General features: G+C 61.0%; 13 protein-coding genes. 7 read left to right on the forward strand and 6 right to left on the reverse strand.

The annotated features are described in order from the left end of the window. The first annotated feature begins 290 nt into the window (after positions 1 to 290). A complete protein-coding gene (kynB, locus tag AACU78_RS24015) occupies positions 291 to 941 on the forward strand; it encodes an arylformamidase (RefSeq protein ID WP_106578176.1) in 651 nt (216 codons plus the stop codon). Then, entirely contained in the window at positions 938 to 1,795 is an 858-nt protein-coding gene (gene kynA, locus AACU78_RS24020) for a tryptophan 2,3-dioxygenase (protein ID WP_106578177.1), read from the forward strand. The genes kynB and kynA overlap by 4 nt, the downstream gene beginning before the upstream one ends. Before the next feature lie 142 nt (positions 1,796 to 1,937). Here kynA and AACU78_RS24025 read toward each other — a convergent pair whose 3' ends face one another. The 4 genes from AACU78_RS24025 to antA form a co-directional block, all read right to left on the reverse strand. Further along, on the reverse strand, positions 1,938 to 3,338 hold the full coding sequence (locus AACU78_RS24025; RefSeq protein ID WP_106578178.1) for an amino acid permease: 1,401 nt from the start codon (positions 3,336 to 3,338) through the stop codon (positions 1,938 to 1,940). Positions 3,339 to 3,410: 72 nt separating this feature from the next. Next, complete coding sequence (antC, locus tag AACU78_RS24030) at positions 3,411 to 4,418, reverse strand: anthranilate 1,2-dioxygenase electron transfer component AntC (protein WP_106578179.1); 1,008 nt, start codon at positions 4,416 to 4,418, stop codon at positions 3,411 to 3,413. 244 nt (positions 4,419 to 4,662) lie between these two features. Further along, a complete protein-coding gene (antB, locus tag AACU78_RS24035; protein WP_106578180.1) occupies positions 4,663 to 5,154 on the reverse strand; it encodes an anthranilate 1,2-dioxygenase small subunit in 492 nt (163 codons plus the stop codon). Then, complete coding sequence (gene antA / locus AACU78_RS24040; RefSeq protein ID WP_106578181.1) at positions 5,154 to 6,545, reverse strand: anthranilate 1,2-dioxygenase large subunit; 1,392 nt, start codon at positions 6,543 to 6,545, stop codon at positions 5,154 to 5,156. The genes antB and antA overlap by 1 nt, the downstream gene beginning before the upstream one ends. 338 nt (positions 6,546 to 6,883) lie before the next feature. On the opposite strand from antA, the gene AACU78_RS24045 reads away from it, so the two are divergent. Beyond that, positions 6,884 to 7,876: an AraC family transcriptional regulator gene (locus tag AACU78_RS24045; protein WP_106578182.1), complete on the forward strand. Its 993-nt coding sequence runs from the start codon at positions 6,884 to 6,886 to the stop codon at positions 7,874 to 7,876. 115 nt (positions 7,877 to 7,991) lie between these two features. Here AACU78_RS24045 and AACU78_RS24050 read toward each other — a convergent pair whose 3' ends face one another. Further along, the gene (locus AACU78_RS24050) at positions 7,992 to 8,867 is read right to left on the reverse strand and encodes a LysR family transcriptional regulator (RefSeq protein WP_106578183.1); all 876 of its coding nucleotides are present in this window, start codon (positions 8,865 to 8,867) and stop codon (positions 7,992 to 7,994) included. A 114-nt stretch (positions 8,868 to 8,981) separates the two neighbouring features. Here AACU78_RS24050 and AACU78_RS24055 point away from each other — a divergent pair, with 114 nt between their 5' ends. From AACU78_RS24055 to catA, 3 genes are read left to right on the forward strand one after another with little or no spacing between them, the layout of a single operon-like run. Further along, positions 8,982 to 10,109 carry a muconate cycloisomerase family protein gene (locus AACU78_RS24055; RefSeq protein ID WP_106578184.1) on the forward strand — a complete coding sequence of 376 codons (1,128 nt, stop codon included), beginning with the start codon at positions 8,982 to 8,984 and terminating at the stop codon, positions 10,107 to 10,109. Positions 10,110 to 10,121: 12 nt separating this feature from the next. Then, positions 10,122 to 10,412: a muconolactone Delta-isomerase gene (catC, locus tag AACU78_RS24060; RefSeq protein ID WP_106578185.1), complete on the forward strand. Its 291-nt coding sequence runs from the start codon at positions 10,122 to 10,124 to the stop codon at positions 10,410 to 10,412. Between the two features lie 41 nt (positions 10,413 to 10,453). Next, a complete protein-coding gene (gene catA, locus AACU78_RS24065; RefSeq protein WP_106578186.1) occupies positions 10,454 to 11,383 on the forward strand; it encodes a catechol 1,2-dioxygenase in 930 nt (309 codons plus the stop codon). 121 nt (positions 11,384 to 11,504) lie between these two features. On the opposite strand, the gene AACU78_RS24070 is transcribed toward catA, so the two are convergent. Then, a complete protein-coding gene (locus AACU78_RS24070) occupies positions 11,505 to 11,978 on the reverse strand; it encodes an Lrp/AsnC family transcriptional regulator (RefSeq protein WP_003194103.1) in 474 nt (157 codons plus the stop codon). A gap of 144 nt (positions 11,979 to 12,122) precedes the next feature. Here AACU78_RS24070 and kynU point away from each other — a divergent pair, with 144 nt between their 5' ends. Next, positions 12,123 to 13,373 carry a kynureninase gene (gene kynU, locus AACU78_RS24075; RefSeq protein ID WP_106578187.1) on the forward strand — a complete coding sequence of 417 codons (1,251 nt, stop codon included), beginning with the start codon at positions 12,123 to 12,125 and terminating at the stop codon, positions 13,371 to 13,373. The last annotated feature ends 19 nt before the right edge of the window (positions 13,374 to 13,392 follow it).

The raw sequence follows: 13,392 nt of genomic DNA on the forward strand, positions 1-13,392 counted from the left end.
CGAATGCGATTGCTCTGACACCCATGCAGTCCCTGTGGGAACGGGCTTGCTCGCGAAAGCGGTGGCTCAGCCCGCACATGTCTTGACTGGCACACCGCCTTCGCGAGCAAGCCCGCTCCCACATTGGATCTCCAGTGTTTGAGCGGCTTTGGTCAGACAAAATATTCGGGCGCCAATCCGGCATTTCCTCGCAGTAACTGCGAAAGAATTCCCGCCTGGCGCTGGAATTAGCAAGAAAATGCACGGCCGGCCCTCGTATCATTCACCCCAGAACGAGTGAGAGCCTTGAAATGAACCCAATAAAAACGTGGTGGGATATCAGCCCACCCTTGAGCACGGCGACCCCGACCTGGCCGGGCGATACGCCGTTTCAGGAAGAGCGCGTGTGGCAGTTCGGCCCCGAGTGCCCGGTGAATGTGGGCCGCGTGACGTTCTCGCCGCACACCGGCGCGCATGTAGATGCCCCGCTGCATTACAGCGCTGACGGCGCGCCGATCGGCGAAGTGTCGCTGGACGTGTACATGGGCCCGTGCCGGGTGTTGCATTGCCTGGGCAGTGGCGCGCTGGTGCAGCCGCATCAGTTGGAAGGCCGTGTGGATAACTTGCCCGAGCGCGTGTTGCTGCGCACTTATCCACAAGCGCCCCTGACCGAATGGGATTCGAACTTCACCGCCATCGCGCCGCAAACCATCGAGCTGCTCGCCAGCCTGGGCGTGCGCCTGATCGGTATCGACACGCCGTCCCTGGACCCGCAACAGTCCAAGACCATGGATTCGCACAATGCCGTCGCCCGCCATGGCATGGCGATTCTCGAAGGCATCGTGCTTGATGACGTGCCGGAGGGCGACTATGAATTGATCGCGCTGCCGCTGCGCTTTGCCAACCTGGACGCGAGCCCGGTCCGCGCCATCCTCCGCCCGCTCAAGGAGCCCACGCGATGAGCCAATGCCCGTTCTCACCTGATTACCAGCCCCCGGAAGAATGGCATAACGCCGAGCTGAATTTTTCCGAGTCCATGAGCTACGGCGACTACCTGGACCTGGGCAAGGTCCTGAGCGCCCAGCACCCGCTGTCGCCCGACCACAACGAAATGCTCTTTATCATCCAGCACCAGACGTCCGAGCTGTGGATGAAACTGATGCTCCACGAACTCAAGGCTGCCCGCGAACACGTGCGCCTGGGCGAGCTGCCGCCGGCGTTCAAGATGCTGGCGCGGGTGTCGCGGATCTTCGATCAACTGGTGCACGCCTGGGCGGTGCTGGCCACCATGACGCCGTCGGAATACAAGGCCATTCGCCCGTTCCTGGGGCAATCGTCGGGGTTTCAGTCGTTCCAGTACCGCGAGATCGAATTTATCCTCGGCAATAAAAGCGCGGCGCTGTTGCGGCCTCACGCGCACCGGCCGCAGTTGTTGAACGAGTTGAAAGTGGCGATTGCCACGCCGTCGCTGTATGACGAGGCGGTCAACCTGATGGCGAAAGCCGGGTTGGCGATTGACCCCAAACGCGCCGAGCGCGACCCGACAGCGGCCACGGTTCACGATGAGTCGGTGGAAGCGGCCTGGCGTGAGGTGTATCGCGACCCGAATCGGTATTGGGATTTGTATCAGTTGGCCGAGAAGTTTATCGACCTGGAGGATTCATTCCGCCAGTGGCGCTTCAGGCATGTGACCACGGTTGAGCGGATCATCGGCTTTCAACCTGGTACGGGCGGCACCGAGGGCGTGGGGTATTTGCGCAAGATGCTCGACACGGTGCTGTTCCCCGAGTTGTGGCGAGTGCGTTCCACGCTATAAAAAAAGCCCCGGAATCCCGGGGCTTTTTCATGAGCAATCCAATCAAATGTGGGAGGGGGCTTGCCCGCGATGGCAGCGTGTCAGCCACCGCATCCGGTGTCTGACCCACCGCCATCGCGGGCAAGCCCGGCTCCCACAAGGATCACTGCGTCACTACAACTTTCGCGTTTCTAACCCGCATCCGGTAGGCCATGTAGATAATCCCCACCCAAACCGGCATCGCATACACCGACTCACGAATGCCATCGATCGCCAGCATCACGCTGACAATCATCGCCATGAACGCCAGGCACAGGTAGTTGCTGAACGGGAACCAGAAGGTCTTGAACGACGGCGTCACGCCTTGCTCGCCCATGGCCTTGCGGAACTTGATGTGAGTGATGCTGATCAGCGCCCAGTTGATCATCAGCGAGGCAACCACCAATGCGAACAACAACTCCAGGGCGCTCTTGGGCGCGACGTAGTTGACCACCACGCACAGCATCGTCACCAGTGCCGAAATCGCCAGGGCGCGCAGCGGCACGCCTTGCTTGTTCAGCTTCATCAGCGCTTTGGGCGCATCGCCTTGCTCGGCCAGGCCGAACAGCATGCGGCTGTTGCAGTACACGCCGCTGTTGTACACCGACAGCGCCGCGGTCAGCACCACGAAGTTGAGGATGTGCGCGGCGGTGTCGTTACCGATCAGCGAGAAGATCTGCACAAACGGGCTGCCGCTGTAGGGATCGCCCGACGCGCCGAGGGTTTGCAGCAGTTGGTCCCACGGGTACAGCGACAGCAATACGGTCAGTGCGCCGACGTAGAAAATCAGAATCCGGTAGACCACCTGGTTGATGGCTTTGGGGATCACTTTGCGCGGCTCGCTGGCCTCGGCAGCGGTGATGCCCACCAGCTCCAGGCCACCAAACGAGAACATGATAAAGGCCATCGACATCAGCAGCCCCATGCCGCCATTGGGGAAGAACCCGCCGTGGCTCCACAGGTTGCTAACCGCGGCTTGCGGGCCGCCGGTGCCGCTGAACAGCAGGTAGCAGCCGAGCACGATCATGCCGACAATCGCGACTACCTTGATGATCGCGAACCAGAATTCGGCCTCACCGAAGAACTTCACGTTCAGCGTGTTGATCAGGTTGACCGCCACGAAGAACACCAGCGCGCTGACCCAGGTCGGAATTTCCGGCCACCAGAACTGGATGTACTTGCCCACGGCGGTCAGTTCGGCCATGCCCACCAGCACGTAGAGCACCCAGTAGTTCCAGCCCGCCAGAAAGCCTGCGTAGCCGCCCCAGTATTTGTGGGCGAAGTGGCTGAAGGAGCCGGCCACCGGCTCTTCGACGATCATCTCGCCGAGCTGGCGCATGATCAGGAACGCGATGAAACCGGCAATCGCGTACCCCAGGATCATCGACGGGCCCGCCGATTTGAGCACCCCGGCCGAGCCGAGGAACAACCCCGTGCCAATCGCCCCTCCCAAGGCAATCAGCTGAATATGCCGGTTCTTCAGGCCACGCTTGAGGCCTACCGGGTTAACCATGTCATCCGCCATTAACATTCCCTTCTACTTGTTTTTCTCAGGGTTGATTGCACGCCGCACCCGCCCCTCAAAAGTACTGAGGGGTCAGATATTACTCTGCGTAAACTTTTCGTAATACAGCTGAACGCCAACAAGTGCCTGATCCAGCAGCCATTGTTGGATGGATTCGACCATCGGAGGGGGGCCGCACACGTACATATCCGCCGATTGGTCCCGCAATTCGGCCAGGTCGAAATGCTCGGTGAGGTAACCGCGCTTGCCGGGCCACTCGGGCGATGGGTCACTCAGCACTTGGGTGTAGCGAAAACCCGAGATTTTCGACGCGTAGGCTTCAATGCGCACTGCTTCGCACAAGTCCTCGGCGCCCCGTACACCGTAGTACAGATGCACCGGCTGCTCGCAACCGTTGGCCGCCAGCTCATCGAGCATGCCCAGCAACGCCGACAACCCGGTGCCGCCCGCCACCAGCACCAGCGGTTGGGTGACATGCCGCAGGTAAAACGCGCCCAACGGTGCTTCCATCAACACTTCATCACCGACCCGGCAACGCTCGCGCAGGTAGTTGCTCATGACGCCATCGGGCAGCAGGCGCACCAGAAACTGCAACTGATTGCCTGGCCGGTTGGCGAAGGAATACGAGCGCCAGCTGTCGGTGCCGGGCACCGACAGGCGCGCGTATTGGCCGGGCAGGAAGTCCAGCGGCGCCTCCAATTGCACGTGCAAAATGGCCGTGCTGGCCGAGACCAACTGCACCGCACTCACCAATCCGCGCACCTGCACCGGCCCCGGCGCATTGCACAGGCTCGAATCGAAATCGAAGTAAAACGTGGCATCGGATTTGACCCGCGTCTGGCAGCTGAGCATTTTACGTTGCTGCAGGTCGAGGCTGGAGAGCGCTTCCTCGTCGACATAATCCTGGCTGTAGTCGCCCGACTCGCAACGGCCCTGGCAGGTGCCGCACACACCTTCACGGCAATCCAGCGGGATCTTGATGCCGTTGCGCAAGGCCGCGTCCAGCAGGATTTCGTTGGCGCCCACCGGGAAAAACAGGGTTTTGCCGTCGGCAAAGCTGAAGGCCACTTTGTGATTCATCCGCATAACTCCGCGTATTTGATTGGATGGCTGACGAGTGAGCTTTTGTGGCGAGCGGCCTGTTGTGGCGAGCGGGCTTGCCCCGCGTTGGGCTGCGAAGCGGCCCCAATTAAAGCCACCGCATTTCTGCAGTCAAACCGCAGTGGCTGGGCCAGGGGCCGCTTCGCGCCCCAACGCGGGGCAAGCCCGCTCGCCACAACAAGCCTTCTCGCCACAACCGGCCCGGTCGCCACGCCAGGCATGGTCAAAGGTGATAAAAATCCAGCACCGAATTGATGGTGTCGTTGAGCAGCAGGGCGTGCTTGCGGGTGATCAGCCAGCTGTCGCCATGGGCTTTCAGGCTGTAGGTGGCGCTGCCATAGAACTGCTCCGACATGGCCAGCCGATAGAACAGCGTGTGCCAGTTCAACTTCACTTCCAACAGCCCGCCGGGTTGCTCGGCAATCCGCACGTTACTGATCAGGTGCAAGGTGCGCGGCATTGGCGTGGCCGACGCCGCCTTGCCGGTGCGCAGGCGGAACACGCGGTCTTCCAGGCCCGAACGGTTGGCGTAATAGATCAACGACATCTCGCGCTTGGGATCGCGGGTGTAGACGTGTTCCGAGTCCCATTGCGGCAGGTGGAACTCACTCTGCGGGTCGAACAACTGCACATAAGCGTCCCAGTCCTGGGCGTCGCACAGCTCGGATTTACGGTAGAAAAACTGCTCGATCTGGTACTGCAATTGCGCATTCATCACTTCACCTCCCGCAGCTTCAGCGCGTGTTGGTCCAGGCCGTTAAGCAGGAAGTGCTGCCAGTTGCGGTGCTGGTTGACGTACAGGCCTTCGTGGGTGAACTCGGTGCCGGTCATCGCCGGTTGGATGCCGATGGCTTCGCTGTTCGGCGTAGGCCCGGTCTCCCAGCGATGGCTGCCGCGTGAGATATCGCTCCAGCGTTCCAGGCGGCCCTGGAAACCGCGCTGGGCTTCGCGAAATTCCACCAGGTCATCGGGTGTGCCCATGCCCGACACGTTGAAGAAATCCTCGAACTGGCGAATGCGGTTTTCGCGGTCGGCGTCGGACTCGTTTTTCACCCCCAGGCACTGGCTGATAATTTCGGTCTTGTTCCACGCCACCGGGCGAATAATGCGCAGCTGCGAGCTGATCTGGTCGAGGAAGAACAGGCTCGGGTAGATGTTCAGGTTGCGCAGGCGGTGCATCATCCACTCGGCCTTTTGCTGGCCGTGTTCTTTTACCAGGCGCGGCATGATGGTGGCGTAGCCGGAGCGCACGCTTGGGTTGGGCATGTCGCTGAACAACAGGCTGTGGCCATTCTTGAAGGCGAACCAACCGTCGTCGGTGTTGGCGTCGCCGGCGCCGAGTTTGCTGTAATCCAGCGTGCTGGCAGAGCCGCTGCCGTTTTCGGTATTCACCTGCTGGCGATGCTGCACCGTGGCCACGTAGTTGTAGTGCACGGTGCTGACGTGATAACCGTCCAGGCCGTTTTCGTTCTGCAGTTTCCAGTTGCCGTCGTAGGTGTAGGCGGATTTGCCCGGCAGCACTTCCAGCTCACCGGTGGCGGACTGCGCGACCATCATGTCGAAGAACACTTTGGCGTCGCCGAGGAAGTCCTCCAGGCTGTCGCTGCCATTCACGTCCAGGCTGATAAACACAAAACCCTTGTAGCTTTCGATGCGGGCTTTTTTCAGGCCGCGCGTGGCTTTGTCGAAGCCTTCCGGGTATTCCCCCGGCGCCTTGACCTTCACCAGCCGGCCATCGCTCTTGTAGCACCAGGCATGGAACGGGCAAGTAAAGGTGGATTGGTTGCCTTTGCCGACGCGCGTCAGCGTGGTGCCGCGGTGCTGGCAGGCGTTGATCAGCGCATTCAGTTGGCCCTCGCCATCGCGGGTGATGATCATCGGCTGGCGCCCGGCGCGCATCGTCACGAAGTCGTGGTTATGGGCCAGTTCGCTTTCGTGGCAGGCGTAGATCCAGTTTTTTTCGAAGATCAGTTCCATCTCCAGGTCAAACAGCTCCGGCTCGGTGAACATGTCCCGGGCGATGCGGAACACAGCGTCCGCCGGGCGAAAATCCAGGCAGCTTTCGATAAACGTTTTCCACTGCTCGACGCTTTTTGCACCACTCATGGGAGGCACCTTTTTGATAGGGGCTAATCGGTGGTTCATTAGAGGCAGCGCGGCAGGGTGCGGGCTATCCGCTTAATGGGCAGAGATGGGCCGCATAGTTGGGCCGCATAGTTGGCGCGCGTCATTGGGCAGCAAATACCCAGTTCGGTGCAGCGAGGTGACGCGATGCGCTACTGTCATACCAAGGGAAAGTCGCAAAAACCTGCGGCTTATCCACATAGTCGATCGTTGCTATCCACCCCGTTGCATTACGGCGCGCGTGGCGTAGAACTTGCTGTCGATTGTCAACGACGCGCCGCCAGAGCGCGCAACCGCCTAACCGCCGTGGGTGCACCCTGATGAGTAGCCATACACGCGAAATCCATATTCAACGCTTCGACCTCGAAGGCGCCTGCAGCTGGATGTCCGGCATCTGTGGGCCACACCGCCTGGCGACGTCGACGCCCGAGCGCCTGCGCTTTCACCACAGCGCCAATGTGTTCAAGTCCCGCGCTACCACCTTGGGCGTGATCGAGTACGGCACGGACGTGACCATCGGCATCGAAGACGCCGAGCACTTCAGCAGCTACAGCCTGAGCCTGCCATTGGTGGGCGAGCAGGAATTGAGCAAGAACGGCGAGCGGCTGAGTTCCAATCGCGACCAGGGCGTGATCCTGTCGCCCAACGAGCATCAGGTGCTGGCGATCTCCGGTGATTGCCGCAAGTTGCAGGTGGTGATCACCCGCGCGGCGATGAGTGAATCCCTGGAGGGCTTGCTGCAACGGCCGATTGAGGCACCGCTGCGCTTTGAGTCGGTGATGGACGCGGTGGAGGGGGCTTCAGCGTCGTGGTGGCGCATGGCGCGGTATTTCATTGCCGAGCTTGAGCGCAGCAGCGAGTTGTATGAGCAGGCGGCCTTTACGCGTGACTTGGAAAGCTCGTTGATCAAAGGCTTGATCCTCGCCCAGCCGAATAACTATTCAGAAGAGCTGCGCGACGTGCTGGGCGTGAAGCTGCCGCACTACCTGATTCGTGCCCGGCAGTACATCCACGACAACGCCCGCGAAGCGGTGCATCTGGAAGACCTGGAAGCGGCTGCGGGCGTGTCGCGGTTCAAGCTGTTTGATGCGTTTCGCAAGTACTTTGCGCTGTCGCCCATGGCGTACTTGAAGAAGTACCGGCTGGGCGCGGTGCGTCAGGAAATCCTTGAGCAGGGCTCTACTCGGACCATTTCCGAGATTGCCCTGGGTTGGGGCTTTACCCATTTAGGGCGGTTTTCGGCGGAGTACCGCAAGCTGTTTGATGAATCGCCCAGCCAGACCCTGCAGCGCAAGCGCCTGCGCAGTCTCTAAACCTGATGAAGACCAGAATGTGGGAGCTGGCTTGCCTGCGATAGCGGTGGTGAATGTTCCACCGCCATCGCAGGCAAGCCAGCTCCCACAGGGGATTTGTGTCGTTTGGGAGATCTCAGATCAACTCTTCCACCAACTGCAAACAATGACTGAGCCCCGGCGACTGATCATTCACCCGCCGGCTGAGAATGATCGGCGAGGTCGCGGTGGTTTCCACAATCGGCGTGTAGCCGATATCCGCACGGTGCAGCACCTGCACCGAGGCCGGCACCAGCGTCACGCCCATACCGGCACCGACCAGGCCGATGGCGGTCTGCAATTCGTTGGTCCACTGCGCCACCTTGAGGCTCAGGCCGTGGGCGTCGAACAGTGCGATCACATGGTCGGCATAGCTGGGGCGCGGGTTGCCGGGGTAAAGCACAAACGGCTCGGCGGCCAATTGGGCGAGGGTCGCGGGCGCACCGAGCAGCGGATGGCCGGCGGGCAGTACGGCGACCAGTCGATCCTCCACCAGCACACGCTGGACGATGGCCGGGTCGTCGATGCGAATGCGCCCGAAGCCCACGTCAATGCGGCCGGCTTTCAGCGCGTCGACCTGCTGCAAGGTGGTCATCTCCGACAAACCCAATTCCAGCTCCAGCACCGCGTGGTTGCGCAGCCGCCGAATCAACTCAGGCAGCACGCCGTACAAGGTCGACGGCGCAAAGCCGATGCCCAGCCAGGTCTTTTCGCCCTGGCCAATGCGGCGCGTGGTGTCGCACACCTTGCCCAGTTGCTCGAGCAGCACATTGGCGTGTTCATAGAAAAACCGCCCGGCTGCGGTCAGCCGCAGCGGTCGGCCACGCTCGAGCAGAATCACCCCCAGTTCGTCTTCCAATTGCTGGATCTGCCGACTCAGCGGCGGCTGGGCGATGTGCAGGCGTTCGGCGGCGCGGGTGAAGTTCAGCGTTTCACCCAGCACCTGGAAATAGCGCAGATGACGCAGTTCCATGGCGGCTCCTTTCATACCTTGAGGGTATTGTGCGAGACCCATTCTATATTGGAAGCCACGAAAAATACGGCACAGAATCGGCTCAAACCTATAAAGAACCCCACGGGTATAGCCATGCCGATTTGCGCCATCGAGTCGATTGAAACGGTCATCGTCGACCTCCCCACCCTGCGCCCGCACAAGCTGGCCATGCACACGATGCAAAACCAGACGCTGGTGATCATCCGCCTGCGCTGCGCCGACGGCATCGAGGGCATCGGTGAGGCCACCACCATCGGCGGCCTGAGCTACGGCAACGAAAGCCCTGACAGCATCAAGGTCAACATCGACCGCCATTTCGCGCCGCTGTTGATTGGCCAGGACGCGAGTAATATCAATGCGGCGATGTTGCGCCTGGAGCGCAGCATTCGTGGCAACACCTTTGCCAAGTCCGGCATCGAAAGCGCGTTGCTCGATGCGCTGGGCAAACGGCTTGACTTGCCCGTCAGCGAGCTGCTCGGTGGGCGGGTGCGGGATGCCTTGCCGGTGGCCTGGACCCTGGCCAGCGGCAACACCGAACAAGACATTGCCGAAGCGGAAAAGATGCTCGACCTGCGCCGTCACCGCATCTTCAAATTGAAGATCGGCGCCGGTGAAGTTGGCCGCGACCTGGCCCACGTGATCGCGATCAAAAAAGCCCTGGGCGAGCGCGCCAGTGTGCGCGTTGACGTCAACCAGGCGTGGGACGAAGCCGTGGCCCTGCGTGCGTGCAAGGTGCTCGGCGACAACGGCATCGACCTGATCGAACAACCGATTTCGCGCAACAACCGCAGCGGCATGGCTCGGCTGAATCTATCGAGCCCGGTGCCGATCATGGCCGACGAGTCCATCGAGTGCGTGGAGGATGCCTTCAACCTGGCCCGCGAAGGCGCAGCCTCGGTGTTCGCGCTGAAGATCGCCAAGAACGGCGGCCCGCGCGCCGTGTTGCGCACCGCCGCCATCGCCGAAGCCGCCGGTATTGGCCTGTACGGCGGCACCATGCTTGAAGGCGGCATCGGCACCCTGGCCTCGGCGCATGCCTTCCTGACCTTGAACAAACTGGCGTGGGACACCGAACTGTTCGGCCCGCTGCTGCTCACCGAAGACATCCTCACCGAGCCGCCGGTGTACCGCGATTTTGCGCTGCATGTTTCCACTGCACCGGGCCTTGGCCTGGCTATCGATGAAGAGCGTCTGGCGTTCTTCCGTCGTGACAACCACTAAGAGGCGCCTGCCATGTTGTTCCACGTAAAAATGACCGTGAACCTGCCCCTGGACATGAACCCTGAGCGCGCGGCTGGCCTGAAAGCCGAAGAAAAAGCCCTGGCGCAGCGCCTGCAGCAAGAGGGCAAATGGCGCCACCTGTGGCGCATCGCCGGGCATTACGCCAACTACAGCGTGTTCGACGTCGGCAGTGTGCAAGAGCTGCACGACCTGCTGATGCAGCTGCCGCTTTTTCCTTACATGGCCATCGAAGTGAATGCCTTGTGCCGCCACCCTTCGTCGATTCATGAGGACGACCGCTGAGCCTGTTTTGCACCCAATAATGACAAGATGAGGATTGCACCATGTCCATCCGACTTTCCCAGACTGCCCACGCCCAAGCGTTTCTCGAAGAAGCCAGCGGCAACCACAATGACGCTGGCAACCCGCGCGCCAAGGCGCTGATTTACCGGATCCTGCGCGACACGGTGAACATCATCGAAGACCTGGAAGTGACCCCGCAAGAGTTCTGGAAAACGGTCAACTACCTCAACGAGCTGGGCAAACATCAGGAGGCCGGTTTACTCGCTGCCGGCTTGGGCCTGGAGCATTACCTGGATTTGCTGATGGACGCCGCCGACGAAGAAGCCGGCAAATCCGGCGGCACGCCGCGCACCATCGAAGGCCCGCTGTATGTGGCCGGGGCGCCGCTGAGCCAATACGAAGCGCGGCTGGACGATGGCAAGGACGACGCGGTGCCGCTGTTTATGCGCGGGCAAGTGCGCGGCACCGACGGCGAGCCATTGGCGGGTGCCATTGTGGATGTGTGGCAGGCCAATACCGGTGGCACCTATTCGTGGTTTGACCCGACGCAGTCGGAGTTCAACCTGCGCCGGCGCATCGAGACCGATGCCCAGGGCAACTACCGTTTTCGCAGCATCGTGCCATCCGGCTACGGCTGCCCGCCGACAGGGCCGACTCAACAGCTGCTCGACCAACTGGGTCGCCATGGGCAGCGGCCGGCGCACATTCACTTCTTTATCTCGGCGCCGGGGCATCGGCATTTGACCACGCAGATCAACCTGTCGGACGACCCGTACCTGCACGATGACTTTGCCTATGCGACACGCGATGAATTGATTGCTGAGATTCGCTTCAGTGACGATCAACAGCTGGCGCGGGAGTTTGGGGTGCAAGGGCGCTTTGCGCAGATTGATTTTGACTTTGAGCTGCAACGGGCTGATGCGCCGGTAGAGCAAAAACGCATGCAACGCGTGCGCGCCCTCGAAGACTAAACACGGTTAAAAAATGTGGGAGCTGGCTTGCCTGCGATGGCATCAACTCGGTGTAACTGTTGCACCGAGGTGTCTGCATCGCAGGCAAGCCAGCTCCCACATTTGAATGGAGGCGTTGCGGCTATTTGCGCAGGACCAAGTCCAACACCTCATCCCGATCCTTGATCTTCTGCAACACAATCTCCGAGCGAATATCCATCACCCCCGCCGTGCGGTTCAGGTGGTTCACAATAAAGTCCGAAAAGTGCTTTAAATTTCGCGCCTGCACCCGCAGCACATAATTGCTCGCGCCGGTAATCACGTACGCGCTGGCCACCTCCGGCCAGCCTTGCACCTTTTTGATGAACGTCTCGTGCCAATCCTCCACGTCCTGGCGCAAGGACAGGTGCACGATGGCTTCCAGCTCGATTCCCAGCTGCTCGGCATTCAGCACCGCGCGGTAGCCGCTGATGATTCCTTCGCTCTCCAGCAGGCGCAAACGGCGCAGGCAGGCGGAGGGCGACAGGGCGACTTTTTCGGCCAGTTCCTGGTTGCTGATGCGGCCATCCTGTTGCAGAAAATGCAGGAGGCGCAGGTCGGTGGCGTCGAGAATCATGCTTAGAATAAATCCGCGTGTTTTGGGGTTAAATTCGAATTTCCTACAGCTTAATTAGCCTGTTACCCACCACTTTGCACGAAAATTCTCTAAAGCTTCGTTCATTATTTGCTGCATCTTCACTTATAAAAACCAGGACAGCCCATGACCACCCGAAGCCACTGCCAAGCCCTCGACGCTCAGGACCCGTTGGCGCCACTGCGTCGTCAGTTCGCCTTGCCTGAGGGCGTGATCTACCTCGACGGCAACTCCCTCGGTGCGCGCCCGGTGGCGGCGTTGGCGCGGGCGCAGCAGGTGATCGCCCAAGAGTGGGGCAATGGCTTGATTCGCAGCTGGAACAGCGCCGGCTGGGCAGATCTGTCCCAGCGCCTGGGCAACCGCCTGGCGCCCTTGATTGGCGCGCGCGACGGCGAAGTGGTGATCACCGATACCACCTCCATCAACCTGTTCAAGGTCCTCAGCGCCGCGTTGAGCGTGCAGCGCCAACGCCAGCCGGGCCGTAAGGTGATCGTCAGCGAGGCGAGCAATTTTCCCACCGACCTGTACATCGCCGAAGGCCTGGCCGAGTTGCTGCAGCAGGGTTATTCGTTGCGACTGGTGAACAGCCCCGATGAACTGCCGCAGGCTATCGACCAGGACGTGGCGGTGGTGATGCTCACCCACGTCAACTACAAAACCGGCTACATGTACGACATGCAGGCGCTCACCGCCTTGAGCCACGAATGTGGCGCGCTGAGCATTTGGGACCTGGCGCATTCGGCGGGCGCGGTGCCCATCGACCTGCACAAGGCGCGGGCCGATTATGCGATTGGCTGCACCTACAAATACCTCAATGGCGGGCCGGGTTCCCAGGCGTTTGTGTGGGTCACTCCGCTGCTGGTGGACCTGGTGCGCCAGCCGTTGTCGGGCTGGTTCGGGCATACCCGGCAGTTTGCGATGGAAGCTCAATACGCGCCGAGCGCCGGCATCGCGCGCTATCTGTGCGGCACGCAGCCGATCACTTCGCTGGCCATGGTTGAATGCGGCCTGGAGATTTTTGCCCAGACCGACATGGCCAGCCTGCGGACTAAATCCCTGGCGTTGACTGACCTGTTTATCGCGCTGGTCGAAGCCCGCTGCGCCGCCCACGGCCTGGTGTTGATTACCCCGCGCGAGCACGCCAGGCGCGGCAGCCATGTGAGCTTCGAGCACCCCGAAGGTTACGCGGTGATCCAGGCGCTGATCGCTCGGGGCGTGATAGGTGATTACCGCGAGCCGCGCATCATGCGTTTTGGTTTTACGCCGTTGTACACAAGCTTCACCGAGGTATGGGATGCCGTGGAGATACTCGGCGACATTCTCGACACCGGCACCTGGGACCAGCCGCAGTTCAAGGTTCGCAACAGCGTCACCTGATTCACGCCGATTAAGAATG

The sequence above is a fragment of the Pseudomonas sp. R9.37 genome (assembly GCF_963878885.1).
GTDB lineage: Bacteria > Pseudomonadota > Gammaproteobacteria > Pseudomonadales > Pseudomonadaceae > Aquipseudomonas.